This window comes from Okibacterium endophyticum, assembly GCF_054780075.1.
Window position 1 is genome coordinate 251,525 of record NZ_BAAGXA010000005.1, and the last position, 24,156, is coordinate 275,680.

At 65.3% G+C, this 24,156-nt stretch carries 23 protein-coding genes and 1 tRNA gene; 17 read left to right on the plus strand and 7 right to left on the minus strand.

Going from position 1 to position 24,156, the window contains the following annotated elements:
- The first annotated feature begins 61 nt into the window (after positions 1 to 61).
- The 5 genes from ACYVF5_RS05350 (at position 62) to ACYVF5_RS05370 (ending at position 4,206) form a co-directional block, all read left to right on the plus strand.
- Entirely contained in the window at positions 62 to 619 is a 558-nt protein-coding gene (locus ACYVF5_RS05350; RefSeq protein ID WP_460944091.1) for an FtsB family cell division protein, read from the plus strand.
- A gap of 46 nt (positions 620 to 665) precedes the next feature.
- Complete coding sequence (locus ACYVF5_RS05355; protein WP_460944093.1) at positions 666 to 1,214, plus strand: DUF501 domain-containing protein; 549 nt, start codon at positions 666 to 668, stop codon at positions 1,212 to 1,214.
- 11 nt (positions 1,215 to 1,225) lie between these two features.
- Entirely contained in the window at positions 1,226 to 2,491 is a 1,266-nt protein-coding gene (locus ACYVF5_RS05360; RefSeq protein ID WP_460944095.1) for a S8 family peptidase, read from the plus strand.
- Positions 2,492 to 2,536: 45 nt separating this feature from the next.
- Positions 2,537 to 4,057: an NAD(P)/FAD-dependent oxidoreductase gene (locus tag ACYVF5_RS05365; RefSeq protein ID WP_460944097.1), complete on the plus strand. Its 1,521-nt coding sequence runs from the start codon at positions 2,537 to 2,539 to the stop codon at positions 4,055 to 4,057.
- A gap of 76 nt (positions 4,058 to 4,133) precedes the next feature.
- A tRNA-Leu gene (locus ACYVF5_RS05370) sits at positions 4,134 to 4,206 on the plus strand.
- Positions 4,207 to 4,303: 97 nt separating this feature from the next.
- Here the strand turns inward: ACYVF5_RS05370 and ACYVF5_RS05375 are convergent.
- Both ACYVF5_RS05375 and ACYVF5_RS05380 read right to left on the minus strand, forming a co-directional pair.
- The gene (locus ACYVF5_RS05375; RefSeq protein ID WP_460944099.1) at positions 4,304 to 5,983 is read right to left on the minus strand and encodes a bifunctional 3'-5' exonuclease/DNA polymerase; all 1,680 of its coding nucleotides are present in this window, start codon (positions 5,981 to 5,983) and stop codon (positions 4,304 to 4,306) included.
- A 56-nt stretch (positions 5,984 to 6,039) separates the two neighbouring features.
- Positions 6,040 to 8,307: a hypothetical protein gene (locus ACYVF5_RS05380; RefSeq protein ID WP_460944101.1), complete on the minus strand. Its 2,268-nt coding sequence runs from the start codon at positions 8,305 to 8,307 to the stop codon at positions 6,040 to 6,042.
- A 136-nt stretch (positions 8,308 to 8,443) separates the two neighbouring features.
- On the opposite strand from ACYVF5_RS05380, the gene ACYVF5_RS05385 reads away from it, so the two are divergent.
- The 4 genes from ACYVF5_RS05385 to ACYVF5_RS05400 all read left to right on the plus strand — a co-directional run bounded on the left by ACYVF5_RS05385 (position 8,444) and on the right by ACYVF5_RS05400 (position 11,610).
- A complete protein-coding gene (locus ACYVF5_RS05385) occupies positions 8,444 to 8,653 on the plus strand; it encodes a hypothetical protein (RefSeq protein ID WP_460944103.1) in 210 nt (69 codons plus the stop codon).
- Complete coding sequence (locus tag ACYVF5_RS05390; protein ID WP_460944105.1) at positions 8,650 to 9,963, plus strand: D-arabinono-1,4-lactone oxidase; 1,314 nt, start codon at positions 8,650 to 8,652, stop codon at positions 9,961 to 9,963. The genes ACYVF5_RS05385 and ACYVF5_RS05390 overlap by 4 nt, the downstream gene beginning before the upstream one ends.
- Before the next feature lie 118 nt (positions 9,964 to 10,081).
- Positions 10,082 to 10,648 (plus strand): LemA family protein, encoded by a 567-nt coding sequence (locus ACYVF5_RS05395; RefSeq protein WP_460944107.1) that lies wholly within the window; start codon positions 10,082 to 10,084, stop codon positions 10,646 to 10,648.
- A gap of 83 nt (positions 10,649 to 10,731) precedes the next feature.
- Positions 10,732 to 11,610, plus strand: a complete 879-nt coding sequence (locus tag ACYVF5_RS05400) for a M48 family metalloprotease (protein ID WP_460944109.1) — start codon at positions 10,732 to 10,734, stop codon at positions 11,608 to 11,610.
- A 199-nt stretch (positions 11,611 to 11,809) separates the two neighbouring features.
- Here the strand turns inward: ACYVF5_RS05400 and ACYVF5_RS05405 are convergent, their stop codons facing one another.
- Complete coding sequence (locus ACYVF5_RS05405) at positions 11,810 to 13,309, minus strand: flagellar basal body-associated FliL family protein (protein WP_460944111.1); 1,500 nt, start codon at positions 13,307 to 13,309, stop codon at positions 11,810 to 11,812.
- A 115-nt stretch (positions 13,310 to 13,424) separates the two neighbouring features.
- Complete coding sequence (locus ACYVF5_RS05410) at positions 13,425 to 14,642, minus strand: winged helix-turn-helix domain-containing protein (protein ID WP_460944113.1); 1,218 nt, start codon at positions 14,640 to 14,642, stop codon at positions 13,425 to 13,427.
- Between the two features lie 193 nt (positions 14,643 to 14,835).
- Here ACYVF5_RS05410 and ACYVF5_RS05415 point away from each other — a divergent pair, with 193 nt between their 5' ends.
- The 3 genes from ACYVF5_RS05415 to ilvA all read left to right on the plus strand — a co-directional run bounded on the left by ACYVF5_RS05415 (position 14,836) and on the right by ilvA (position 17,820).
- Positions 14,836 to 14,976, plus strand: coding sequence for a hypothetical protein (locus ACYVF5_RS05415; RefSeq protein WP_460944115.1), 141 nt, complete (start codon positions 14,836 to 14,838; stop codon positions 14,974 to 14,976).
- A gap of 326 nt (positions 14,977 to 15,302) precedes the next feature.
- The gene (locus ACYVF5_RS05420) at positions 15,303 to 16,586 is read left to right on the plus strand and encodes an AI-2E family transporter (protein ID WP_460944117.1); all 1,284 of its coding nucleotides are present in this window, start codon (positions 15,303 to 15,305) and stop codon (positions 16,584 to 16,586) included.
- Complete coding sequence (gene ilvA, locus ACYVF5_RS05425; protein ID WP_460944119.1) at positions 16,579 to 17,820, plus strand: threonine ammonia-lyase; 1,242 nt, start codon at positions 16,579 to 16,581, stop codon at positions 17,818 to 17,820. Before ACYVF5_RS05420 ends, ilvA begins: the two co-directional genes overlap by 8 nt.
- 55 nt (positions 17,821 to 17,875) lie before the next feature.
- On the opposite strand, the gene greA is transcribed toward ilvA, so the two are convergent.
- Positions 17,876 to 18,367, minus strand: coding sequence for a transcription elongation factor GreA (gene greA, locus ACYVF5_RS05430; RefSeq protein WP_460944121.1), 492 nt, complete (start codon positions 18,365 to 18,367; stop codon positions 17,876 to 17,878).
- 76 nt (positions 18,368 to 18,443) lie between these two features.
- Positions 18,444 to 18,884, minus strand: a complete 441-nt coding sequence (locus ACYVF5_RS05435) for a DUF4307 domain-containing protein (protein WP_460944123.1) — start codon at positions 18,882 to 18,884, stop codon at positions 18,444 to 18,446.
- Between the two features lie 85 nt (positions 18,885 to 18,969).
- On the opposite strand from ACYVF5_RS05435, the gene mca reads away from it, so the two are divergent.
- Positions 18,970 to 19,836 (plus strand): mycothiol conjugate amidase Mca, encoded by an 867-nt coding sequence (mca, locus tag ACYVF5_RS05440; RefSeq protein ID WP_460944125.1) that lies wholly within the window; start codon positions 18,970 to 18,972, stop codon positions 19,834 to 19,836.
- Positions 19,833 to 20,138 carry a hypothetical protein gene (locus tag ACYVF5_RS05445; protein ID WP_460944127.1) on the plus strand — a complete coding sequence of 102 codons (306 nt, stop codon included), beginning with the start codon at positions 19,833 to 19,835 and terminating at the stop codon, positions 20,136 to 20,138. Before mca ends, ACYVF5_RS05445 begins: the two co-directional genes overlap by 4 nt.
- 12 nt (positions 20,139 to 20,150) lie before the next feature.
- On the opposite strand, the gene trhA is transcribed toward ACYVF5_RS05445, so the two are convergent.
- Positions 20,151 to 20,822, minus strand: coding sequence for a PAQR family membrane homeostasis protein TrhA (gene trhA / locus ACYVF5_RS05450; protein WP_460945283.1), 672 nt, complete (start codon positions 20,820 to 20,822; stop codon positions 20,151 to 20,153).
- A gap of 206 nt (positions 20,823 to 21,028) precedes the next feature.
- Between trhA and ACYVF5_RS05455 the strand changes: the two genes are divergently transcribed.
- The 3 genes from ACYVF5_RS05455 (at position 21,029) to ACYVF5_RS05465 (ending at position 24,154) form a co-directional block, all read left to right on the plus strand.
- Positions 21,029 to 21,814, plus strand: a complete 786-nt coding sequence (locus ACYVF5_RS05455; RefSeq protein WP_460944129.1) for an isoprenyl transferase — start codon at positions 21,029 to 21,031, stop codon at positions 21,812 to 21,814.
- Positions 21,815 to 21,925: 111 nt separating this feature from the next.
- Positions 21,926 to 23,401: a PhoH family protein gene (locus tag ACYVF5_RS05460; RefSeq protein WP_460944131.1), complete on the plus strand. Its 1,476-nt coding sequence runs from the start codon at positions 21,926 to 21,928 to the stop codon at positions 23,399 to 23,401.
- A 129-nt stretch (positions 23,402 to 23,530) separates the two neighbouring features.
- Positions 23,531 to 24,154 carry a prepilin peptidase gene (locus tag ACYVF5_RS05465; protein WP_460944133.1) on the plus strand — a complete coding sequence of 208 codons (624 nt, stop codon included), beginning with the start codon at positions 23,531 to 23,533 and terminating at the stop codon, positions 24,152 to 24,154.
- Positions 24,155 to 24,156: the final 2 nt, after the last annotated feature.

A 24,156-nucleotide genomic window follows, 5' to 3' on the forward strand; every position in this document is an offset into this window, starting at 1 on the left:
GGATCCCCGGCTGCGCCCACGCGTCGCCGGGGATCCGTCGTTGACCCGTGAGGAAGACAACGTGACTCCAGCGAAGAGACCGGACGGGGCAGGCACCCGCCCTCAGCGGAGCCGGGCGGCCGACGCCCGTGCGGCATCCGCCCGTTCGCCTCTCACCTCGCGCGCGTCGTCGAGCGGCGAGCACGGCAACTGGCTGAAGAGCATTCGATTCTCGGGGTTCTCAGCGCTGATGATGGCGATCATGGTGATCGGAGTCATCGTGATCGCCCCCACACTCAAGACCTTCGTCGAACAGCGCCAGCAGATCGCATCGCTTCAGGCCGCCGTCGACGCCGATGCCTCCGAGATCGAGAATCTCGAGGACGAACGGGAACGCTGGAACGACAGCACGTTCGTGATGACGCAGGCACGCGATCGGCTGTACTACGTGAACCCGGGCGAGATCAGCTTCATCGTGATCAATGACATCGATCCGGCACTGCTCGGCGACTATCGAGAACCGGTGAGCGATGAGCTCACCACAACGACGGTGAGCTGGGGCGAGACCATGCTCGCCTCGATCATGAGCGCCGGGCTGGCCGAGACGGTGCCCGCCGGTTCTTCCGGCTCGTCGGAGTAGGCGGCACCAGATTCGCCTCTCAGGGCAGTCGGGGGATAATGGGCGCATGACGACTCCGCCTTTCGAGCCCGTGTCGAAGGACGACATTCGAACGGTCTCCGCACAGCTCGGACGCCCGGCACGCGACGTCGTCGGCATCGCCGCCCGATGCGCTTGCGGTGCTCCGAGCGTTGTGGCGACGGCCCCGAGGCTTGCAGACGGAACCCCGTTCCCGACCTTCTACTACCTGACATTGCCCGCCGCGACCATCGCCATGTCGTCGCTTGAAGCCGAGCATGCGATGAACAGGTACAACGAGATGCTCGCCGATGACGAATTGCTGCGAGACGAATACCTCGCGGCGCATAGGAGTTACCTCAGCGACCGCGAAAGCATCGCCGAGGTTGAGGAGATCGCGGGAATCTCGGCTGGGGGGATGCCGGTGCGGGTCAAATGCCTTCACGCGCTCGCCGGTCATGCGCTGGCCGCGGGACCCGGAATCAACCCGATAGGTGATCTCGCGCTGAGTGAGGCAGACTGGAGCCCGGCTCTCTGCCGATGCGTCGACTACGGGATCGACGGGGACAGCGCGACTCACCAGGTCGGAGGACAATGATGGAGGGGCACATGACACGCCAGCCGACGCGGCGGGGCAGAACATTCGGCGTTGCGATAGCGGCGGTGACGGTGGTCGGCTCTCTGATGGTGGGAGCGATGCCCGCACACGCGGACGCGGTGCGAGACGCCGAGTATTGGCTGGAGTCCTACGGCGTGTCTGCCGCGTGGAACACGACTCGCGGCGAGGGCACGACTATCGCGGTCATCGACACCGGGATCGCTGCGGGGCCTGCTGAGTTCAACGGTGCCGTCGTCGGCGGGTTCGACGCGTCAGGCGTCGGCAGCCCAGACGGCCGGACCCCTGTCGGCAGCGCAAGCGAGAACCCGCACGGCAGCTGGGTCGCATCCCTCGCCGCCGGGCGCGGCAACGGTGAGAGCAACGGGGTGATCGGAACGGCGCCGGCCGCCAACCTGCTGTCGATCTCGGTGGGGTTCGGCTCGAGCGGATCCACTGTGCCGTTTGACGAGCAGGTCGCCGAGGGTGTTCGCTGGGCAGTCGACAACGGCGCAGACGTGATCAACATGTCGCTCACGACCAACACCAAGGACTGGCCGGAGAGCTGGGACGACGCGTTCCTCTACGCCTATGAGAACAACGTCGTCATCGTTGCCGCGGCCGGCAACCGGGGGAGCGGCACGGATGTCGTCGGCGCTCCCGCCACCATCCCCGGCGTTCTCACGGTCGCCGGGGTGAACAAGGACGGCGCCGCAAGCGAGGGCGCGTCGACGCAGGGCATCACTCTCGGTGTCGCCGCCCCGAGCGAAGAACTGGTCGGCGCGTCACCGGACGGGAGCTATGTGCAGTGGGCAGGCACAAGCGGTGCGTCACCGATCGTCGCCGGCATCGCGGCCCTGGTGATCGCGGCCCATCCCGATCTCGACACCGCGAACGTCATCAACCGCATCGTTTCGACCGCGCGGCCGGCTCCGGACGGCAACGCCCTGCTCTATGGCAACGGTTACGTCGACGCGGCCGCGGCTGTGACCGCTGACGTTCCGCACGTCGATGAGAATCCGATGGGCAGCCTCGAGGACTGGGTCACACTCAACCGGCGTCAGGAATCGACGTCGACGCCGATTCCCGTCGATTACGGAGAGGTGCCGCCTGTGCCTCCCGTGAGCGACTCCGCAGCCGCCCACAACCCGTTCCTGCCCACGCGGGACTCCCTGCTCTACGTCAGTCTTCCGCTCGCCGTGTTTCTCGGAACTGCTAGCCTTGCAGTGCTCGGTGCCATCGGCGCCACCCGGCAGTTCAGACGGGCGGCTCGCAAGTAGTACCCTGTCTGAGTACCTTGCGACCTCTATTGGAGAATCTTCACCGTGCCCAAAATCCTCATCGTCGGCGGAGGCTACGCTGGCTTCTATACCGCATGGAAGCTCGAGAAATGGCTTCGCGCAGGCGAAGCCGACGTGACTATCGTCGATCCTCTGCCGTACATGACGTACCAGCCGTTCCTTCCCGAGGTCGCTGCAGGTTCGATCGAGCCACGTCACGCTGTTGTTGCGCAGCGCCGGCACCTCAAGAAGACGAACGTCATCACGGCAAAGGTCACGAATGTCGACCACGCGTCGAAGACCGCGACGATCGAGCCGGCAGACGGTGAGCCGTGGGAATTCGAGTACGACGTCGTTGTGGTGACGGCCGGTGCGGTGTCGCGCACCTTCCCGATTCCCGGTGTTGCCGACAACGCCATCGGGCTGAAGACGATCGAAGAGGCGGTTGCCATCCGCGACCGTGTTCTCACCAACTTCGACCGCGCATCGAACCTTCCGGCGGGTCCTGAGCGCGACCGCCTGCTTACCTTCGTCGTCGTCGGCGGAGGGTTCGCCGGCATCGAGATCTTCGCAGAGCTTCGGTCGTTCGCGAGCGCGTTGCTCAAGTTCTATCCGCAGCTCGAGTTCGCAGACATCAACTTCCACCTCATCGAGGCGATGAGCCGGATCATGCCGGAGGTCAGCCTCAAGACCAGTCACTGGGTGCTCAAGAACCTGGCGGAGCGAGGCGCGCTCGTGCACCTCGACACCCAGCTGAGCTCGGCTGTCGACGGAAAGATCGAGCTCTCGACGGGTGAGTCCTTCGAGTCGGACCTCATCGTCTGGACGGCGGGGGTGATGGCGAATCCTCAGATCGTCCGCCACACAGACCTTCCCATCGAGGAACGCGGTCGGGTGAAGACACGCGCCGATCTTCGTGTCGGCACCGATGACGAGATCGTCGAGGATGCCTGGGCCGCCGGCGATGTGTCCGCGGTGCCAGACCTCACCGGTGGCGGTGTCGGAGGCTTCTGTGTTCCGAACGCACAGCACGCCGTGCGTCAGGGCAAGCTCATGGCGAAGAACGTCGTCGCCGTTCTGCGCGGCGAAGAGCCCAAGCAGTACGTTCACAAGAACATGGGCGCCGTCGCCGGTCTCGGCATCGGGGTCGGTGTGTTCCAGTCGGGCAAGATCGCGATCAAGGGCGTTCTCGCCTGGTTCGCGCACCGTGGTTACCACGGTCTCGCGATGCCGACATGGGAGCGCAAGTGGCGTGTGCTCTGGGGTTGGTGGAACAACTTCTGGCTCGGCCGCGACATCGTGAACCTGCAGGCCGTCCAGCACCCTCGCAGTGCGTTCGAAGAATTCGCCTCGCGTCCGAAGCCGACCGCACAGCCGGCGCCAGAGCCTGCGCAGTCGTCTGATGCTCCTTCGAAGAAGGCGCCTGTCAAGAAGACCGCACCGCAGAGATCGGCGCAGGCCAGAACGACGACGGAGTCGGCGAGCGAACCCGCAGAGGCCAAGCCCGCCGTCGAGAAGCCCGCCGCCGAGAAGACAGGCTCGAAGGCGGCAACCAACGCCGGGTAGCGTTGTTGTCGAGAGTGTGCTGATGCAGAACGCCCGGTCATCGACCGGGCGTTCTGCGTCAGTAAGCTGTTGGCGAGCCCCCGTAGTCCAATGGCAGAGACAGGCGACTTAAAATCGCTCCAGTGTCGGTTCGAGTCCGACCGGGGGTACCCGAACCGACCCGGCACATCGGCACCTGCCGACGCGCCCGAGCCGATAGGGGCGGCGCGACACGCGCCACGGCGGGTTCACGGGCGATCGACGTGCTCATGTGGCGTCGGCGTAGCTCTCGACAGTGCTCACGCTGAGGGCGAAGTCCACCGGGAAGTCACCGAACATCAGCCGGCCGGCCGCCGCAGCGGATGTGCGAATGGCGTCGGAGACGTCGTCGGCGAGGGGTGCAGGCGTGTGAACGATCACCTCGTCGTGCAAGAAGTACGCCAGGTGCGGGCGTCCTGCCGAGTCGTCGAGGGAGCGCAGACGCTGCCGCAGGCCCGCCATCCAGCACAACGCCCACTCAGCGGCGGTGCCCTGCGCCACGAAGTTGCGGGTGAAGCGGCCCCAGTCCCGTGACAGTCTGCTCGAGAGCCGTTCCTCGGCCTCACCCGCTGCAGGCTGTGCGGCCTCACTGCGCACGTCGGACCAGTCCTTGCCGGGCAGGGGCGAGCTCCGCCCGAGCCAGGTGCTCACCTGCTCACCTCGTTCCCCGGCGCGCGCCGCATTCTCGACCAGAGCGATGGCACGAGGAAAGGCACGCGCAAGCCGGGGCATCAGAGCGCCGCTCTCGCCGGTCGTCGCGCCGTACAGCGCGCCGAGCATCGCCACCTTCGCGTGGTCTCTGGTGTCGACGATCCCGGCGTCGACGAACGCCTGATAGAGATCGCCAGAGCGGCCGGCCTCCGCCATCCGCTCGTCGTGCGACATCGCGGCGATAATGCGCGGCTCGAGCTGCGCAGCGTCTGCCACGACGAGAACCCATCCGTCATCTGCGCGTACGGCCCCGCGGATCCGTGCGGGCAGCTGGAGCGCTCCTCCGCCCCTGGTCGCCCATCTGCCCGTGACCACACCTCCGACGACATACTCCGGGTGGAACCTGCCGTCGCGGATCCATTCGTCCATCCACGCCCACCCGTTGGCCGAGAGCAGCCTGGCACGCTTCTTGTATTCCAGCAGCGGGGCGATGACCGGATGTCTTTTGGTCTGCAGCTCCCATTTGCTTGTGCTCGAAACGGCCAGACCGGCGCGGCCGAGCGCCCTCAGAACATCCTGCTGTGAATCGGGGTTCAGGGTCGGCGCATCGAGTGCCATGCGGATCTCGTCGGCGAGCGCCTCGAGTTTGACCGGTCTGCCGCCGAACACCGGTCGGGGGCCGAGCACGTCTTCGAGCACGGCCCTGTGCACGTCCACTCGCCAGGGAAGACCCGTGTGCCGCATCTCTTCGGCGATGAGCGCCCCCGTGGACTCGGCCGCCAGCAGCAACTGCAGACGTGCGGCGGCCGGTTCGTCTCGCCGTGCCAGGTCGTCGAGTGCCGCTCGCTGCATGGCGAACTGCGCGACGGCATCCGGGCCTGCGACGTGTGGCTCGACGTCGTCGAAGAGCGTGGTGTGGTGAGCAGCACCGGGTGCCGGCGGCGCCTCGCCGGGCCACGGCGTCTCTGCCATCCGTGCCAGGGCCGAGTCCGCGGTGACGAGGGCCTGGGCGAGAATGCGGTGGCACAGCCGCAGGTCGGTGCAGCGTTCGACAGTGACCCCGGCGGCGAGCAGAACCGGGTACCACACGCGTGTATCGCCCCAGACCCATCGCACATCGCCGGTGGACTGACGTTGTCGTACTTCTTCGGCCAGGTCTGCGGGAGCGCAGTGCTTCGCGGACTCGACAGTGCCGTTCGCGGCGACTCGCGTGAGTGTGCTCGTGCCCAGCGGTGTTCCGTCGAGCACGATGTACATGCACCCATTCTCGCCCCTGCCGCAGACAGCAGGATGCCGCCGGGTCGCGTCGGGCGTCAGGAGCCGCTGAACTCCGATTGCACAAGACGACGCCACACCCAGGTGGAGGCGCCAACGGCGGCGAAGACCAGGGCCATCACGGCAACCCCGAGCGCAGACGGGCGAGCCTGCAGACTGTCGATCGCGGGCGAGAAGAGGCCGAACAGGAGCGTGAACACAACGAGGGCGGCGGCGAACCACACAGGCTTCGACCAGCCGAGAATCATCCGGCCGCTGAGCTGGCCGAGGGGGATCAGGAGCAATGCCGCCGACGTGATCGCCGTTAATGCGGTGATATTGGCCGTTTCGGCGAGAAGGGTGAGCCACACGCCTGTGGGCGCACCGACAGCCGTCGAGACGAGCCAGCCTGAGACACCGACGGCGAGCAGGGCAGCGATGCGCGTGAGCGCCAGCCTGGCGCGGGGCGCGCGAGCGTCGTCGGCGACGTCAGAGCCGAAACCGACGCTGAAGACCAGCCCGAAGATCAGCGCGGGCTCCAACCCGACGACCCGCGAGAGCACAGCGGTGCCGATGATGGCGACCAGGTAGCGCGGTGCGACCCGCACGACCGGTGGTGTGTGTGGCGAGCGTCTGGCCAGTAACACGGGCAGCAGCGCCGCCCCATTGACCAGGGTCACAGCGATGAGCGATGCCAGGTAGAGCCGAAGGTATGCGAGCTCGCCGTGGATCGGATGGGCGAACATGACCAGCAGCGCGCCGACGCCGGCCGCTGCCATCCCGGCGCCATAGGCGCGCACCGCGGATTCACCGGCCGCGGGATCGGGAGGGGGAACCCGACGATTGCGCCCGGTGAGCTGCACACGAAGCCGAGGCCGCCGATGACTGATCGCTCCCGACACGGTTGTCGCAAGCATCCGCGCGGGAACCAGCAGCAGGGCGACGGCGGCCAGAGCGAGAAGGACTGATCGCAGCCAGAGCGCGTCGCCCGTGGCGAGCGCAGAGGGAACCGACGTCGTGAATGGGGTGCGGGCCGCCCACGGCTCAGCAGAGGGCGGTTGCGCGGGCGTGCCCGGACCCGCCTCTGGCGATTCGCTCGGCGAGGGGCCCGGCGCCGGCTCTGACGGGCCCGGGGTCGGATTCGACTCACTCTGGTTCTCTGGCGATGTCGACGGCCGGTCGCCCGGGGTGGGAGCGGGGGAAGGGGCCGGGCTCGCGTCGCCGACGGTGACGGTGACGGTGTTGCTCGTCGCACTCGGGTTTCCGGCTGCATCCTGCTGGAACGCAGAGATCGAGAACGTTCCGTCTGAGGGCACAGCGCCCGTGCACTGCCAGCGCCCGGCCTGCACCCGCGTCTCGCACGCAACGCGGCTGCCGGCCCCGTCCGCCATCGCATACACGATGAGGGATGCCCCGCTCTCGCCGTTTCCGCTGATGCGGAACTCGCGCTCCGAGAAGCTCTGACCCTGGCTCGGCGCGGTGATCCTTGGCGGCGCAGGAGCGTCCTTGTCGAGGTCTATCGTCACCGGCGTGCTCCGCTGTGAGGTTTCAGGGGCGGAGAAGGCAGTGGATTGGACGGCTGTGAGTGTGTATCGACCGCTCACGAGCTCACGAGGACCACCGTGGCTCCATTGCCCGGACGCCGGCACGGTGACGTCCCAGCTCTCGCCGGACTCCGTCGACAGCCTGAGTGTTGCGCCGGGGTATCCGGTGCCGGACACGAAGCCCGAGCTCAACTGCGGGCTGACGCCGTCGATCGTCGGGGGAGCGAGCACGCTGATGGTGACCGGCGAGGACTCGCGCCTGGCGCCGCTCGCGCCGTCGATCTCGACGGCGGTCAGCGAGAGCGTCTCGGCGCTCGGCACCGTTGCGGTGCAGGTGAAGGTGCCGGCCTGGTCTGCTTCGACGGTGCAGACGTTTTCACGTGGTGCACCCGCGAGAATCTGCACCGACGTGCCCGGGGCTTTGGTGCCGGACACCGTGACGTCGCCCGTGCCGAAGAAGGCGCCGGCTGTCGGTGAGGTGATGGTGACAGGCGCAGGCGCAGGTGGCCGCGACGAGGCCGGAGGCTCTGACGGAGTGGGAGGTGCGCTCCCGTCGGGAGTCGTCTCGGGTGTCGCGTCAGGTGTGTCGGGCGCGGCGAACGAGGCGCCGCTCACGCCCGCAACGAGCATCAATGAAAAAACGGCGACGATGACTGCGCGGAACAGAAGAGACACACCCCGTGGCCGGGTCATCTGGCCGGCCGGGATCGGCGATCCGGACCGCGCCGGCAGCGCCGGCGAGTCATTCTCACTGTTCGCACCGAAGACCCCCACCTCTTCCATTACCGGTGAAAACCGGCGCGGAGTCAATTCCACACAGCCGTTCCGGGGTCATTCCCAGTCCCGCGTTCCGGGGTCATTCCCCGTCCGGCTGCGTGCGATGCGGCCCGCTATCGTGGTCACGAGGGGAAGGACGCGTATGTCGCTCTCGCTGACAGCAAACGGGGTTGCCGATCCCGCCCCGATGTTCTCCGCCGGCGGCATCGGGCAGGAACTCGACACAGCCGCCCGCGGCCTCGACGCTCCATTCGCGCTGAGCGAGCACGTGGACGAGCTCACCGTGGTCGACAGGGGCCGCGTCGCCGCGGCTGTCAGGACGTATCGTGGCGAAGGGCTGGCCTTTCTATGACCGCCACCGGTGACGTCTGGCGCAACTGGGCCCGCACCGAGCAGATTCGGCCGTTGCGGGTCGAGAGGCCGGCATCGACAGCTGCGGTCCAGCGGGCGGTGAAAGCCGCTGCGGGTGCCGGAGTACCCATCAAGGCGGTGGGAGCGGGGCACTCGTTCAGCGGCATCGCCGTCGCTCCCGGCGTGATGCTCGATCTCGACGACCTCAGCGGCATCGTGGACGTCGATCCGCAGCGCGGGTACGTGACGTTCGGCGCGGGAACCCGTATGCACCGGATACCGCGTATGCTCGCACGGCACGGCCTGGCCATGGAGAATCTCGGAGACGTCGACAGGCAGAGTCTCGCGGGCGCCCTCGCGACGGGAACGCACGGGACCGGTTTGAGTTTCGGTGGTCTGTCCACCCAGGTCAGGGGGGTGACCATCGTGACCGCGTCGGGCGAGACGATGCGGATCGACGCGAGTCACCATGCCGAGCTGCTTCCGGCCCTGGCGCTCTCTCTAGGCGCGCTCGGCGTCATCACCGACGTCACACTCGAGTGTGTGCCCCGTTTCGCCCTGCAGGCCGTGGAACGCGCTGAGCCCGTCGAGCACGTGCTGGACTCTGCGCGAGAGCGTGCGACCGGCAGCCATCACTTCGAGTTCTTTTGGTTTCCGCACACGTCTGTGGCCGTGACCAAAACGAACACCCGGCTGCAGGCAGGGCCGGCGCTGAAGCAGCGGGCGCGCGCGGCGAAGATGTTCGACGAGAACGTTCTTCAAGGCGGACTCTTTCTGGCCGCCTGCGCACTGGGGAGCGTTGTGCCCGCTCTTGTGCCGCCCGTGAACAGCGTGGCGGCCCGGCTTATGGCCAATGGCGAGTACAGCGACTGGTCACATCGGGTTCTCACCTCTCGTCGTACCGTTCGTTTTCGCGAGATGGAATACGCGCTGCCGGCCGACCTGGTGGCCGATGCGGTCAGAGAGATCCGGCGGACGATCTCTGCTCACAGATGGCGGATCAGTTTTCCTATCGAGGTGCGGTTCGCACGGGGCGACGATCTGTGGCTGTCGACGGCAACGGGCCGCGAGACCGCCTACATCGCCGTTCATCGTTACCATCGCGAAGACGAGAGCGCCTATTTCGCAGCTGTCGAGGCGGTGATGCGCGGGTATGGTGCTCGTCCGCACTGGGGAAAGCTGCATGGACTCGATGCCACGGAGCTGGCGGGGCTGTATCCGCGATTCAACGAGTTCATCCGACTGCGAAACGAGCTCGACCCGGGAAGGATGTTCGCGAACCCGTATCTTTCCCGTGTGCTCGGCGAATGACCTCAACGGGCTGCCCGTGCGTTTGCTCGGAGTCCCCCCGGTTCGCCCGAACGGCAAGAAGAGGCCGCAGTAGACTGGACGGACCCGCACATCCGCTGCATCCCAAGGAGCACTCGCAATGGAATGGCTCATCCCGCTTCTCATCGTCGTCGGCCTGGCCGTCGTCATCGGCATCTACTTCTGGGTCACGTACAACTCGCTGGTGTCCCTCAACGTCCGCGTTGACGAGGCGTGGAGCGACATCACCGTGCAGCTGAAGCGACGCGCCGACTTGATCCCGAACCTCATCGAATCGGTCAAGGGGTACGCAGCACACGAAAAAGCGGTCTTCGAGAACGTCACCAGGGCACGTGCAGAGACGTTGCAGGCATCCGGCCCGGCTGAGGCCTCCGCGGCAGAGAACCACATGCAACAGGCGCTGAAGTCGATCTTCGCGGTCGCAGAAGCCTACCCGCAGCTTCAGGCGAGCCAGAACTACTTGCAGCTGCAGGGGGAGCTGGTCGACACCGAAGACAAGATCCAGGCATCGCGCCGTTTCTACAACGGCGGCGTTCGTGAGCTCAACACCAAGATCAAGGTGTTCCCGAACAACATGTTTGCCAAGAACCTCGGTTTTCATGAGCGCGAGTTCTTCGAGGTCACAGACAACGCGGCGATCGCCGAGCCGCCACGAGTGCAGTTCTAAGCACTCACTGACTGTGCCGATGGCTCGGGTGCGCGCACACAGCGTGCGCCCGAGCCATCGGCGTCTGCACGAAAGGACTATCGATGTATAGAGCGATCCGCAAGAACAAGGTGAACACCGTGTTGATCATCGTGCTCTTCCTGGGGATCATCGGGGGACTCGGCGCGCTGGCCGGGTATATCTACCAGAACACAACGATCGTGATCATCACGATCGTTGTGGCGACCGCGTACGCGCTGATCCAGTACTTCGCGGCATCCTCTCAGACGCTCGCCGTCAGCGGCGCCCGTGAGATCCAGAAGGCCGACAACCCCCGGCTCTATCGCGTCGTCGAGAACCTCGCGATCACCACGGGCATGCCCATGCCGAAGGTCTATCTCATCGACGACCCGGCCCCGAACGCATTCGCCACCGGACGAGACCCGGAGCACGCCTCCGTCGCCGCGACGACAGGTCTGCTCGACATCATGACCGACTCGGAGCTCGAAGGCGTGATGGCCCACGAGATGGGTCACGTTCGCAACTACGACATTCGGGTGTCGATGATCGTCTTCGGCCTCGTCGTCGCCGTGGGATTCCTGGCGGACATGTTCCTGCGGTTCGCCTGGTTCGGCGGCGGCAACAGGAACAACAACGGAAACCCCGTGGTCCTGATCATCGGACTCGTCGCGATGATCGTGGCGCCTCTTCTCGCGAGCATGGTGCAGTTGGCTGTCTCGCGCCAGCGAGAGTACCTGGCCGACGCGACCGGAGCGTTGACGACGAGGCACCCGGATGCGCTGGCGAGCGCTCTCGAGAAATTGCAGGCGTACGGTCGTCCTCTGAGACGGCAGAACTCCTCTATGGCACACCTGTGGATCGCCGACCCGCTGAAACCCGGTGCCATCGCGCGTCTGTTCGCCACACACCCGCCGATCGCGGAACGTGTGGAACGCCTGCGTCGCATCGGCGGAGGGTTCTGAGCCGGCAGGGCCTCTGATCGAGACCGGCGCCTGTTCTGTGACCGGTGCCGGATGGGGACCGGCGCCGGGTGTGACCGGCGAACGTCACACAAACGGCGTCACACACGAAGAGGGGCGGATCTGAATGAACTGGTCCGCCCCTCTTCGTGTGTCGTCGCCCGGTGCCTGCCGGCTCAGCGACGCCGCTGGATCACGAGGATCAATAGAACTCGAGAGTCACTTCGTCACCCTCGATGAGGACGTCTCCCGAGTAACCCGACCAGTCGTCGTTCGTCACGTACGACACCTCCGTCGGGTCGCCCTCGCTGTACGGCGTTCCTGAGACAACGGCTTCAACCTCGCCGCCCTCGGTCTCGAAGTACCTGCCGCTCTCATCGACGACGACTGTCGGGTATTCCACAACCGTGTACTTAGCCGACGACACGTCGAGGAAGTCGAGGTACCAACTGATGTCGAGGTTGCAGCCCTCCGGGTCGATCTCGGTCATCGCCGCGCAGTCGTCGAGGTGCGCATTGACCTGTTTCTGCGCCTCTTCGGTCAGCGCCTCTGTCGGCGTGAGAGTGATCTCGAGTCCCTCGTAGCTGGCCTTGGAGCCCGTGCCGACGGCGACGGTCTGTGCCTCTGCCTCGAAGAACGTGTTGTCTGGGGCAGCGACCTCGTAGACAGCCGGGTAGGCGTCGAGCGAGTACTCCTCGCCGAAGTCCACATTCACGCCGTTCACCGAGGCTTCGGTGCCCTGATTGAGATAGACGTACAGCGGTGAGACGAGCGGCTCGTCAATCGTCCAGGTGTCGAAGAACAGCCCCTGCTTGCCGGTGTTGCTCAGGCTGAGCTGCCCGTCGTAGGTGATGCCGTCGAGGCTGTAGGTGAACTGCGCATATGCGGAGTCACCGGTGGTGGTCACGTCTGTCACCTTGGGGTTCTTGATGAGCTCCGGAGACTCGCCGAGAATCTCATCGCTCAGCAACGCCGTCGCCGCCTCGTTGTCTCCGGGACTCGCCATCTTGTTCGCCTCTGAGGCCTTGCCCTGAGAGAGCGCCTGCAGGTAGTTCTGCACACTCGCCTGCGGCCCGTATGAGCTCGTGTTGATGACGTTGATGACAACGGCGCCGATGATGAGCAGCAGCACAAGAGCACCCGCGAGCGAGCTGATGAGGATGATCCTCTTCTTCTTGCGGGGGTCACTCGGGGAGGCGCCGCCAGGGGGGACCTGTCCGCCCCCGTAGCCGCCGCTCTGCGGGTAGCCTGCCGGTGTCGGCTGACCGTACACGCCTTGCGAGTAGCCGGATGCCTGACCCGGCTGCTGGCCCTGCCCCGGGTTCGACCCCTGTGTGCCCTGGGTGTACGCGCCCTGGGTGTATGCCCCCTGGGTGTAGGCGCCCTGGGTGTACGAGCCCTGGGCTTGGGCCTGCTGGGCCGGGGGCTGCTGCGCTTGGGGAGAGTGTTGCTCGTATGCCGGGGGCTGCTGCGGGGAGTACGAGGACCGTGGATCACCCGCCTGAGCCTGGTCGCCCTGTGTGTAGGCGGATTGGGCATAGGTCTGCCCCTGTGTGTATGCCTGCTGGGCCGGGTCGCCCGTTGAGGGCGGCGTCGCCTGCGGGTGCTGAGCGTCCTGCGCGAAGGGCGTTGTGCCCGGAGCCCCCTGAGGCACCTCGCCACTACCCCCGTCGGCGTCTGGTGTCTTGTCATCCGTGACCATCGTGAATCACTCCTTCATTATCGGGATGAGAGCAAAGGTATCAGCTTGCAGCCCCCGATGTGGGGCCACGAGGCGCAGAAACACGGGGGTTACATGGGGACTGCTGCCCATCGGGTCAGTGGTTCAACGCCGCGGCCAGTCGCGATGAGAGGTTGCCCGGCCCCATCAGCTGGATATCCGACCGCTGCTGCCACCGTGCGGTGCGACGCAAAAGTCCGGCGAGGCGATCGGCCGTGTCGTCCGGTGCTCCCGGCTCCGCCCAGGCGGACTGCACCCGCAGCACATCGGCCTGCCTGTCGTTCTTGAGGTCGACGCGAGCCGCTATTCGCCCGCCGATGAGAACCGGCAGCACATAGTAGCCGTGCACACGCTTGTGCTTGGGTGTGTAGATCTCGATCCGGTAGTGCAGGTCGAACAGCCGAAGGGCGCGCGGGCGCGCCCAGACCACGGGATCGAAGGGCGAGAGGAGCGCATCGACGTCCATCGATCTCGGCCTTCTCGCCTGTGCGTGCAGCCAGGCCGGCTTTGACCTGCCCGACTGCTCCCAGCCGTCGACGGACACGGGGATGAGCTCGCCGGCATCCGTCAGCTCGGCGACCGCTCTGCGCGTGTCGTCACTGCGCAGGCGGTAGTAATCGGCCAGATCATCCAGAGTGGCCACGCCATGCGCGATGGCGGCGTGTCTGACGAGTTCTCTGATCGCATCGTCTCGGCCGATCTCGTGATTCAGCTCGTCAGCGGTCAGAAGGTGCTCGGCAAGGCCGTAACGCCTCTCGAATCCCGACCGCCCCGCCGACACCACCTCGCCCCAGCGGAAGAGTGTCTCGAGACCGATCTTCACGTCCGACCAGCCCCACCACGGACCGGTCCTGCCCTGGGAGTCGTGCTCGACCTCGCTCGCCGCCATCGGACCTCTGTCTCGCAGCTCATCGCGCAGCCACTGAAGGAAAGCGCGGTGCTGGGCGGCCCAACCGTCTTCTGCGGCGAGACTCCGGTCACGGTACTCGTTCATACGCCAGCGGAACAGCGGCCAGCGTGCGCGCGGCAGGAACGCGGCCTCGTGTGCCCAGTACTCGAGATGCCGGGCGCGGGGGCGCATGGTCACGCGGTCGAGAAGCGCCTTGTCATACTCCCCGAGACGGGCGAAGACGGGCAGATAGTGGCTGCGCTCGAAGACGTTGACGGAGTCGATCTGCAGAACGCCCAGGCGTTCGACGAGGCTGTTGAGCTGCCTGACGCCCATGGGAGACGGCGTGCGTGTCGTCAGAGAGCCGAACCCTTGCGCGGCGAGGGCGATCCTGCGTGCGAGCGCGAGCGATATCCGATCCGTCATTCACCACACGTTAGCGCCGGCCCCAGACATCCCCGGTCGTGGTCCCTGGTCGACCGCTCTGCGCGTGTCGTCACTGCGCAGGCGGTAAGAGGTAATAATCGGCCAGACGCCACGCCATGCGCGATGGCGGCGTATGTGACGAGTTCGGCAGAGGAGGGCAGATTTGAGGGACGTCGTTAGATACTCTGTGGTGATGGATCCGCTTTCAGGGCTCGCGCTCCTTGTTGTTGCAGCAGGTATTTTCTTCTACGCCCTGTATGGGGTCATCCGGCGGGCCGTTTCAGACGGCATCCGCGATGCGGAGAAAGCAATCAAGAAAGAAACCGAGGTGTGATTCCTGCCGGAAGCACGCCTCGGTTTCAAGAACTAGCGCTACATACTGACGTAAATAGATTGGTACTCTTCTTCAGACTCAAAGCGCCTGCGCCGATACCGATCTCAAGAACCCCAACCGATTGAGACCGAAATAATGCTGCCGCCCTCAATCGCCTGGTAGTTGAATGCGGCCACAACCCGCTGTGTGCTGGAGCAACTGGTGTTATCGAGGAACGTCGTCGCACGAGGAAAACACCTGACGCGGAGGATCGGCGATGCTCGCGGTGGCCCGTGCCTGGCGGGCCGGATGCGGGCATGGGCGACAGCACGTCTTAGACTGATCCGGTGGCGCGTTCGAGCGAGAAGCAGAGCTGGTGGAAGCGATTGTTCGCGCCCGAGGGCGCCGCGCACACACGACCGCCAGAGCAGGAACGACCGGTCACCGAAGACGAGATCGTGAACACGGTTCCGCGCAGCGTTCGCGTGGCTGCCGCATGGTCGTGGCGCCTGCTGCTGATCGCGGGGATGCTCTCCGTGCTCGTGTTCATCGTCATCCAGCTGCGCTACATCGTGATTCCGCTGCTCATCGCCGTTCTGGTCTCGTCGCTTCTGGTGCCGCTCGTGACGTTTCTCGTGCGGCATCGCTGGCCGCGCGGCCTCGCCGTCGCGCTGGCGATGGTCGGCACCCTGGCGATCGTCACGGGATTGCTCTGGGTGGCCATCCGACAGATCACCGCTGACTTCGCCGAGGTGCGCGACCGCACGATCGTGTCGTTCGATTCCTTTAAAGACTGGCTGCTCGTCTCACCGCTCGAGGTGACCGAGGCCGAGCTGAACGCGTTCTTCGGCAATGTGATGAACGCGGTGCAGCAGGACAGCGGAGCCCTGGTCTCCGGCGCCCTCTCGGTCGGATCCACCGTCGGACACGTCGTCGCCGGCCTGTTCCTCGCCCTCTTCTCGTTGTTGTTCATTCTGATCGACGGACGCGGGATCTGGAGATGGATCGTCAGGTTGTTCCCGCGGCGCGCTCGGCTCGCCGTCGACGGCGCGGGGCAGGCCGGCTGGTCGACTCTCGCGAACTATGCGAGGACCCAGATCCTCGTCGCCACGATCGACGCGATCGGCATCGGTGCGGGTGCCCTGCTCTTGGGGGTTCCCCTCGCACTCCCCATCGCGGTTCTCGTGTTCCTCGGCGCATTCGTGCCCATCGTCGGCGCCGTCGTCACGGGCGCCGTTGCCGTCTTCGTCGCTCTCGTCTACAACGGATGGGTCGTCGCGCTGCTGATGCTCGGGGTTGTGCTGCTCGTTCAGCAGATAGAAGGCCACGTGCTTCAGCCGCTTCTGATGGGAACCGCCGTGAAGGTGCACCCGCTCGCCATCGTTCTCGTCGTCGCCGCCGGCACGATGCTGGCCGGCATTCCCGGAGCGCTGTTCGCTGTTCCGATCGCCGCTGTGCTCAACGTCATGATCAGGTACATGGTCTCGGGGGTCTGGCGAACGGCGCCCCCCGGAGCCCCTGTGATGATGACGAACGTGCTCTGGCAGACGGTGCCGACACAGCGGACCCGCCGAAACACGCCATCTCCGGCCAACAAGGTGAACGACAACAAGGTGAACACAGATGACTGAAACCCTCACCGGCAGCCCGACTCTCGAGCAGTTCGAAGCGGCACGAGAGCTCGTCTCGAAGGTGGCGGATCCGACCCCTGTCGAAAGCTCGCGTTACCTGGCGGAGCTGCTCGGCGTGCCCGTGCTTATGAAGTGCGAGAACCTGCAGCGCACCGGTTCATACAAGATCAGGGGCGCGTACAACCGCATGGCGAAGCTGACCCCGGAGGAACGGGCGCGCGGTGTCGTCGCCGCCTCGGCTGGCAACCACGCGCAGGGCGTCGCATTCGCCGCCAGGGAACTGGGCATCGCCGCCACCATCTTTATGCCCGTCGGTGTTCCGCTGCCGAAGTTGCAGGCCACGAGGCACTACGGTGCGCAGGTCGTGCTGCGCGGCCATTCGGTCGCTGAGCCTCTGCTCGCGGCGGCTCGGTATGCAGAAGAGACCGGGGCGGTTTTCATCCCTCCGTTCGACCACCTCGACATCATCACCGGGCAGGGCACGCTCGGCCTCGAGATCTATGACGAGGTGCCAGAGGTCGAGACAGTGATCGTCCCCATCGGCGGGGGCGGCCTGATCTCAGGAGTGGCCGCGGCCATCAAGCAACGTGCAGCTCTGGACGGACGCACGGTGAGGGTGATCGGGGTCCAGGCCGCAAACGCCGCCGCCTTCCCCACATCGCTCGCGAAGGGGGTGGCGACCGAGGTCGCCGTTCAGCCCACCATCGCAGACGGCATAGCTGTCGCCAAACCGGGTCTCATCACCTTCGAGCTTGTGAGGGAACTCGTCGACGAGGTCATCACGGTGACGGAGGATGATATCGCGAAGGCCCTCGTTGTGCTGCTCGAGCGGGCGAAGCTCGTCGTTGAACCGGCCGGCTCCGCCGGGGTCGCAGCGATCCTGGCCGGCCTGGTGAACGCATCCGGACCCACGGCCGTCATCCTCTCGGGCGGCAATATCGACCCGCTGCTCATGCAGAACGTGATCAGTCACGGCCTGGCGGCATCGGGTCGGTACCTGACCCTCAGAATCCCGCTGCCCGACCGCCCAGGACAACTGGCCAAGACCAGTGAACTCGTGGCGCAGGCGAACGCGAATGTTCTCGAGGTGCACCACACGAGGCACCGTCACGGGCTCAAGATCGGCGAGGTCGAACTCGAGCTCAGCGTGGAGACCCGAGGAGAGGACCACCGGAACCTGGTGATCAGCACACTTCAGAACGCGGGATACGCCCCGCAGATCGTCGAGGACTGACGGGGGTCAGGAGCGCACGGTCACCGACCCGTACACCCGGTCACTGACCACCTGGTCACTGACCGGTATAGGTCTCGACGTTTGTGATGGTGACGGAGATCTCTTTGCCGTTCGGGGCGGTGTACGTGGTGCTCTCGCCGGTCTTCAGCCCGATGATCGCTTCTCCGAGCGGGCTCATCTCGCTGTAGACATCGAGGTCGGAGTCACCCGCGATCTCTCGGTTTCCGAGCAGGAAGACCTCTTCACTGCCTGCCACCGTCGCGGTGATGACCGTTCCGGACTCGACCACACCCGTGCTCTCGGGCACCGCACCCACTGTTGCATTGCGAAGCATATGGGTGAGCGTCCGGATGCGCGCCTCTTGTTTTCCCTGTTCGTCTTTCGCGGCGTGGTACCCGCCGTTCTCTTTGAGGTCGCCTTCTTCGCGAGCGGCTTCGATCCGCTTGGCGATCTCTTCTCGGCCGACCGTCGACAGGTGTTCGAGTTCTGCAGCCAGCCGGTCGTAGGCCTCCTGGGTGAGGAAGCTAACGTTCGTAGCGTCAACCATGGTGAACTCCTTACAGAAACTCACGCCCTGACGAAGTGTCAGGGCGTGTCGACCCGTGCGTGGGTATCAGAAGATCTTAGGCCAGCCAACAGTGGTTAATCAAACCTGTGTTCGCGGGCGCGCTCGTGCGAACGGTCTCGGTGATCGAGCGGGTGAACGTGTCTGCCGGGGGAATGTCGACGATCTTCCAGCCGACGACGGCGAACTGTTCGTTGAGGGCCTGGACGGCGCAGATCACCCCGGTTCCGGCTTGGACCGACACTTCGAAGGTGACGGTCACCGTGTGGTCGTCGACAACGTTGTGGGCGGTGTCTTGCACATCGAGCGTCGTCCCCGAGCCGCTGAACGTCGCCCAGATCACCCAGCCGACGAGCACGAGCGCAACGAGACCCGCGAGGCCGCCGAGAAGCCATCGATCCATGCGGCGTGCGCGCTTATGCCCGTATCGTGCCTCCAACGCCTCGTCGTCAGCAGACGGGAGACCTGTCGCCAGGACGCGTGTGTTGTTGTGGGCCATCAAACCTCTTCGGGGGAACGTCTAGTCTTATCTCAGGCTAATCGCTTTTGGCCGCCCGTTTCCGCACCCGCTATCAGGAGCCCCCGTGACGCTCAGACTGCTTTCCGTGCATGCGCACCCCGATGACGAATCGAGCAAGGGCGCGGCCACGAACGCGTACTACCGGTCGCGCGGGGTTGACGTGATGGTGGTGTCGTGCACCGGCGGCGAGCGCGGAGATGTGCTGAACCCGGCGCTCGACGGCCTGCCGATGGCCGAGCGCGACCTGCCCGGTCTGCGCCGCATCGAAATGGCAGAGGCGGCGCGTGTGCAGGGGATCGCCCACAGATGGCTCGGCTATCAGGACTCAGGCATGGCCAACGACGACGGCACGGTGCCACCGGGCTCGTTCGCATCGATTCCGCTCGAGATCTCTGCGGCTCCTCTTGTGCGTGTGATTCGCGAGTTCCGTCCGCACGTGCTCGTCACCTATGACGAAGGGGGCGGCTACCCCCATCCGGATCACATCCGTTGCCACGAGGTGTCGATGGCGGCGTTTCACGCCGCCGCAGACGGAACAGCCTACCCAGAGGCGGGAGCACCATGGCAGGTGTTGAAGGTGTATTACGACTGCGTCTTCAACTATGAGCGGCTGAAGGCGAACGCGGATGCCCTCGCGCGCCGGGAGCCCGACTCGCCGCTGGCCGAGGAGCTGGCCGAGATGCTGACCTGGATGAGAGACCGTCCGGCGAGAGCGACGACCCATGTGCCCGTCGGTGATTTCTTCGAGACCAGAGACGCCTCGCTGCTCGCCCATGCCAGTCAGGTCGCCCCGGATTCACGTTTCTTCTTCTGGCCGAATGACCTGCAGAGATCTGCGTGGCCATATGAGGACTTCGAACGTGTGCGGAGTCTTGTGCCCACACCAGAGAACGAAAGCGACCTGTTCGCGGGAATCGAGGACACGGAATGATCCAACGAGCTGCTTCGGCGACGGAGGATGCACTGCTCCGCCTGGCACCGGAGCCGACGCCGTCGCTCCAGATCGATCCGAACTCGGTGACGCCTGGACCTGCCGGCTTCATCGCGATCTTTCTGATCGGGCTCGTTGTGGTGCTGCTGGTCATCGATATGGTGCGGAGGGTGCGCAGAGTGAACTATCGTGCAGAGATCCAGGAGCGCCTGCAGACCGAGAAACGGGAGCAGGATGCCGCGCTGGAGGCATCCGAAGAGCGGGACGACCGGCCGGACACCCGGCGAAACGATTCGCCGTAGTCCTGCTTCTGGTCAGGCCGTGTAGACCGGATCGATCGCGAGGAGCAGGATGCCCGTCCAGTGGCACAGGAACGCCAGGACCGTGCAGGCGTGGAAGATCTCATGGAAGCCGAAGTTTCCCGGCCAGGGGTTCGGCCGCTTGAGCGCGTAGACGATGGCCCCGCCCGTGTAGAGAAGCCCGCCGACGATGATGAGCAGCAGGGTGATGACGTTCGCGGCGGCGATATCGCCGAGATACATCACGGCAGCCCAGCCGAGTGCGACGTAGAGCGGCACATAGAGCCAGCGCGGCGCGTTGATCCAGAACACGCGGAAGCCGATGCCGAGAAGGGCGCCGCTCCAGACGATGCTCAGCAGCACAATGGCTTTGTGCTGCGGAAGGGCGAGGACCGACATCGGAGTGTAGGTGCCGGCGATGAGCAGAAAGATGTTGGAGTGATCAAGGCGTTTCAACAGCACGGCCGTGCCCGGTCTCCAGTGGAATCGGTGGTAGAGCCCCGAGACGCCGAACAGAAGGAGTGAGGTCGCCGCGAAGACCGTCGAGCTCCACTTCGCCGGTGCGCCCTGGGCAACGGAGACGAGCAGTGCGCCCAGGACGATAGCGATCGGGAAGGTGACGGCGTGGATCCATCCTCGCCAGCGCGGTTTCAGCGTTGCGGGGTCTGGAGTCGCCGCATCGACCATCGGGATGTCCGGCAGGTGCGGCCCGGCCGCGTCGTCTGCCGCGACGGCCGCAGCCGCCTCCATATCGTTGCGGCGGTCGTCGTCCACCCGCTCGCTTTCAGCGGTGCCGCGTCGGTGACCATGGCCTCCGCTGCGCTTGTCTGCCATACCGCCAGAATACGTGAGCTCCTCCGAGAGTCCCAGACGAATTGGACTAACGTAACTGTGTGAGCAGGAGTCAGAACAGGTCCGGCCCCGGAGTTCTTTACAACCTGTATCAGAAACGACTGCGCAGGGGGTTGGGCTCCGGCCCGCTTCCCGGGCATATCGCGATGATCATCGACGGCAACCGGCGCTGGGCGAAGCAGCTCGGATACACAACGGCAGCCCACGGGCACCGTGCAGGGGCCGCGAAGATGCGAGAGTTCCTCGAGTGGTGCGATGACCTCGGCATCGAGGTCGTCACGCTCTACCTGCTCTCGAGCGACAATCTCAGTTCGCGGTCGTCTGACGAGCTCGGAGACCTCGTCGAGATCATCGCCGACCTCGCCGAAGAGCTGTCGCATTACCGCGATTGGCGGGTGAAGCATGTCGGTTCGTCCACGGGGCTGCCCCAACCCCTCGTCGACGCGCTCGCCGCGGCCGAGGCCAGGACCGTCGGCAAGAACGGGCTCCACATCAACCTCGCCGTCGGCTACGGTGGGCGTACCGAGATCGTCGACGCCATGCGAAGCATCGTCGAGAAACATCACCTCGAGGGCCGAGACCTCACCGAGCTTGCCGGCCTGCTCACACCGGATCTCATCGGTGAGCATCTCTATACGGGCGGTCAGCCCGACCCCGATCTGGTCATCCGAACCTCCGGCGAACAGCGGCTCAGCGACTTTATGCTGTGGCAGAGCGCGCACAGCGAGTTCTATTTCGTCGAAGCCCTCGGCCCCGACCTGCGAGAGGTCGATTTTTTGCGAGCCCTGCGTGACTATTCCCGTCGGCACCGTCGTTTCGGCGGGTGACAACACCGCGTTCCACGGGTGTCCGCACATCGTTCATCTGCAGGCAACGTTCTGTTCTGGCGTGTCCTCCGTGATTTGCGTTTACACGGCGTAACGTCTCACTCATCAGGTATGGCGCCTGATCGAGACGGCCACATATGTTCGACTCGTAACCGCTTGGTGGCTGATCTCGCTGATAAGCCGGGCCGAAGGCTCGGGGTGGGAGTGGTTGTGGCCGCGAGAGAAACCCAGATATCAGCCATCGAGAACGAAAGGCAGTTGCACACACCGGAATCAGAACCGAGCACGCGGAAGCAGACCGAGCGTACCTATGTATTGGATACCTCGGTTTTGTTGTCTGACCCCAAGGCGTTCTTCAGATTCGCCGAGCACTCTGTGGTCATTCCCGTTGTGGTGATCTCAGAGCTCGAAGGAAAACGTCACGACCCCGAGATCGGGTACTTCGCCCGTCAGGCTCTTCGGTTTCTCGATGAGTTGCGCGTCGAACACGAACGGCTGGACTTTCCGGTCGAGGTCGGTGACGGCGGCACGCTGCGTGTTGAGCTGAATCACTCGAGCATGGCGGCACTTCCAAGCGGGTTGCAACTCGGAGACAACGACTCTCGTATTCTCGCCGTCGCGCAGAATCTCGCGCACGAAGGCCTCGACGTGACAGTCGTCTCCAAGGATCTTCCGCTGCGTGTCAAGGCGGCGTCCATCGGCTTGCCCGCGGAGGAGTATCTTGCGGAACAGGCCATCGACTCCGGGTGGACGGGGATGGCGGACATCACGCTCTCAGCCAATGAGATGAGCGATCTCTATGAGAGCGAAGTCGGTGTCTCGAAGACCGTCGAGAACCTCCCCGTGAACACCGGGCTCGTCGTCACCTCTGAGCGCGGATCCGCGCTCGGCCGCGTGACCGGCAGGCGCGAGTTCAAGCTCGTCAGGGGCGACAGGGAGGTCTTCGGCCTGCACGGACGCAGCGCAGAGCAGAGACTCGCCATCGATCTGCTTCTCGACCCGGAGGTCGGGATCGTCTCGCTGGGGGGCCGAGCAGGAACGGGGAAGTCTGCGCTCGCCCTCTGCGCCGGGTTGGAAGCCGTGCTCGAGAGACAACAGCACAGACGCATCATGGTGTTCCGGCCGCTCTACGCGGTGGGCGGGCAGGAGCTCGGTTATCTTCCCGGGGACCAGGGCGAGAAGATGAACCCCTGGGGTCAGGCGGTCTATGACACGCTCGGGTCGGTCATCTCGCAGAATGTGCTCGACGAGGTGATCGAGCGCGGGCTGATCGAGGTCCTGCCGTTGACGCACATCCGCGGACGTTCGCTGCACGATGCGTTCGTCATCGTGGATGAGGCACAGTCACTCGAGCGAAATGTGCTGCTGACGGTGTTGAGCCGCATCGGTCAGAACTCCCGGGTTGTGCTCACCCACGACGTCGCGCAGCGAGACAACCTGCGAGTCGGCCGGCACGACGGTGTCGCATCCGTGATCGAAGCGCTCAAAGGTCACTCCCTCTTCGGGCATGTGACGCTCACGCGCTCGGAACGGAGCTCGATCGCTGCGCTCGTCACCGAACTCCTCGAGGGCAATGAACTGGGCTGATCGATCGGCTCGGTGCGGGTGACCTGAGCCACTCGGCAGTGACGTCTCGACCACCGCACAGAGGTCGGGACGTCACTGCTGTGGATAACGGGCACGGGCGTCGGCGCGCACTCGCTATCGTGTCTGCACATGACCGCCAGCGAACGCGCCGAACGCATCCGTCACGTTGTTGTCGGTGGCGGGTGGCGGCTCGGGATCACGGCTGGCCTTCTCATCATCGCCGTGGTCGCAGCTCAGACGGCGGGCGGAGCGTATGGACTGCCGTTCCTGGCGTGCACCGGTCATCTGGCGTGCGTGACGCCCGATCTGGTTCGCATCGACGTCTCGGAGCACCGCCTGCCGAACCCCCTCGTTCTGCCCGGCTACGTTGTGCTGTGCATCTCGACAGCCTGGTTCTGGCTGCAGAGCGGTGTGTTCCCGATGGTCGCCGTGTGCGCGGGTGCGCTCTGCGGGCTGTTCTTTCTGATGATGCACCTTCTCGGAGGGCTGGGGATGGGCGACGTGAAGCTGGTCGTCCTGCTGGGCTTCGCCCTCGGTCTCGTCGGTGACATCTCTGGGCGGGTGTCACCGCCGGGACTCGGCGGCACCCCCGCGTTGATCGGGGTGCTCGCGATGTTTCTGATCGGCGGAGCCGCCGGGGTTGTTGTGATGCTTCGTCGCTCAGGCAGCCGCCGCACGAGAATACCGTTCGGGCCGTTTATGCTCGTCGGGTTCTGGACCACGACTGTGCTCGTTGCCACGGGAGCGCTCTGAAG

Bases quoted from the DNA above. Each gene is read 5' to 3' on its own strand.
- ACYVF5_RS05355 (WP_460944093.1), top strand. From the start codon at position 666: ATGACGACTCCGCCTTTCGAGCCCGTGTCGAAGGACGACATTCGAACG.
- ACYVF5_RS05360 (WP_460944095.1), top strand. From the start codon at position 1,226: ATGACACGCCAGCCGACGCGGCGGGGCAGAACATTCGGCGTTGCGATA.
- ACYVF5_RS05375 (WP_460944099.1), bottom strand. From the start codon at position 5,983: ATGTACATCGTGCTCGACGGAACACCGCTGGGCACGAGCACACTCACG.
- ACYVF5_RS05380 (WP_460944101.1), bottom strand. From the start codon at position 8,307: ATGGAAGAGGTGGGGGTCTTCGGTGCGAACAGTGAGAATGACTCGCCG.
- ACYVF5_RS05385 (WP_460944103.1), top strand. From the start codon at position 8,444: ATGTCGCTCTCGCTGACAGCAAACGGGGTTGCCGATCCCGCCCCGATG.
- ACYVF5_RS05390 (WP_460944105.1), top strand. From the start codon at position 8,650: ATGACCGCCACCGGTGACGTCTGGCGCAACTGGGCCCGCACCGAGCAG.
- ACYVF5_RS05395 (WP_460944107.1), top strand. From the start codon at position 10,082: ATGGAATGGCTCATCCCGCTTCTCATCGTCGTCGGCCTGGCCGTCGTC.
- ACYVF5_RS05400 (WP_460944109.1), top strand. From the start codon at position 10,732: ATGTATAGAGCGATCCGCAAGAACAAGGTGAACACCGTGTTGATCATC.
- ACYVF5_RS05405 (WP_460944111.1), bottom strand. From the start codon at position 13,309: ATGGTCACGGATGACAAGACACCAGACGCCGACGGGGGTAGTGGCGAG.
- ACYVF5_RS05410 (WP_460944113.1), bottom strand. From the start codon at position 14,642: ATGACGGATCGGATATCGCTCGCGCTCGCACGCAGGATCGCCCTCGCC.
- ACYVF5_RS05415 (WP_460944115.1), top strand. From the start codon at position 14,836: ATGGATCCGCTTTCAGGGCTCGCGCTCCTTGTTGTTGCAGCAGGTATT.
- ilvA (WP_460944119.1), top strand. From the start codon at position 16,579: ATGACTGAAACCCTCACCGGCAGCCCGACTCTCGAGCAGTTCGAAGCG.
- greA (WP_460944121.1), bottom strand. From the start codon at position 18,367: ATGGTTGACGCTACGAACGTTAGCTTCCTCACCCAGGAGGCCTACGAC.
- ACYVF5_RS05435 (WP_460944123.1), bottom strand. From the start codon at position 18,884: ATGGCCCACAACAACACACGCGTCCTGGCGACAGGTCTCCCGTCTGCT.
- ACYVF5_RS05445 (WP_460944127.1), top strand. From the start codon at position 19,833: ATGATCCAACGAGCTGCTTCGGCGACGGAGGATGCACTGCTCCGCCTG.
- trhA (WP_460945283.1), bottom strand. From the start codon at position 20,822: ATGGTCGATGCGGCGACTCCAGACCCCGCAACGCTGAAACCGCGCTGG.
- ACYVF5_RS05460 (WP_460944131.1), top strand. From the start codon at position 21,926: ATGGCGCCTGATCGAGACGGCCACATATGTTCGACTCGTAACCGCTTG.
- ACYVF5_RS05465 (WP_460944133.1), top strand. From the start codon at position 23,531: ATGACCGCCAGCGAACGCGCCGAACGCATCCGTCACGTTGTTGTCGGT.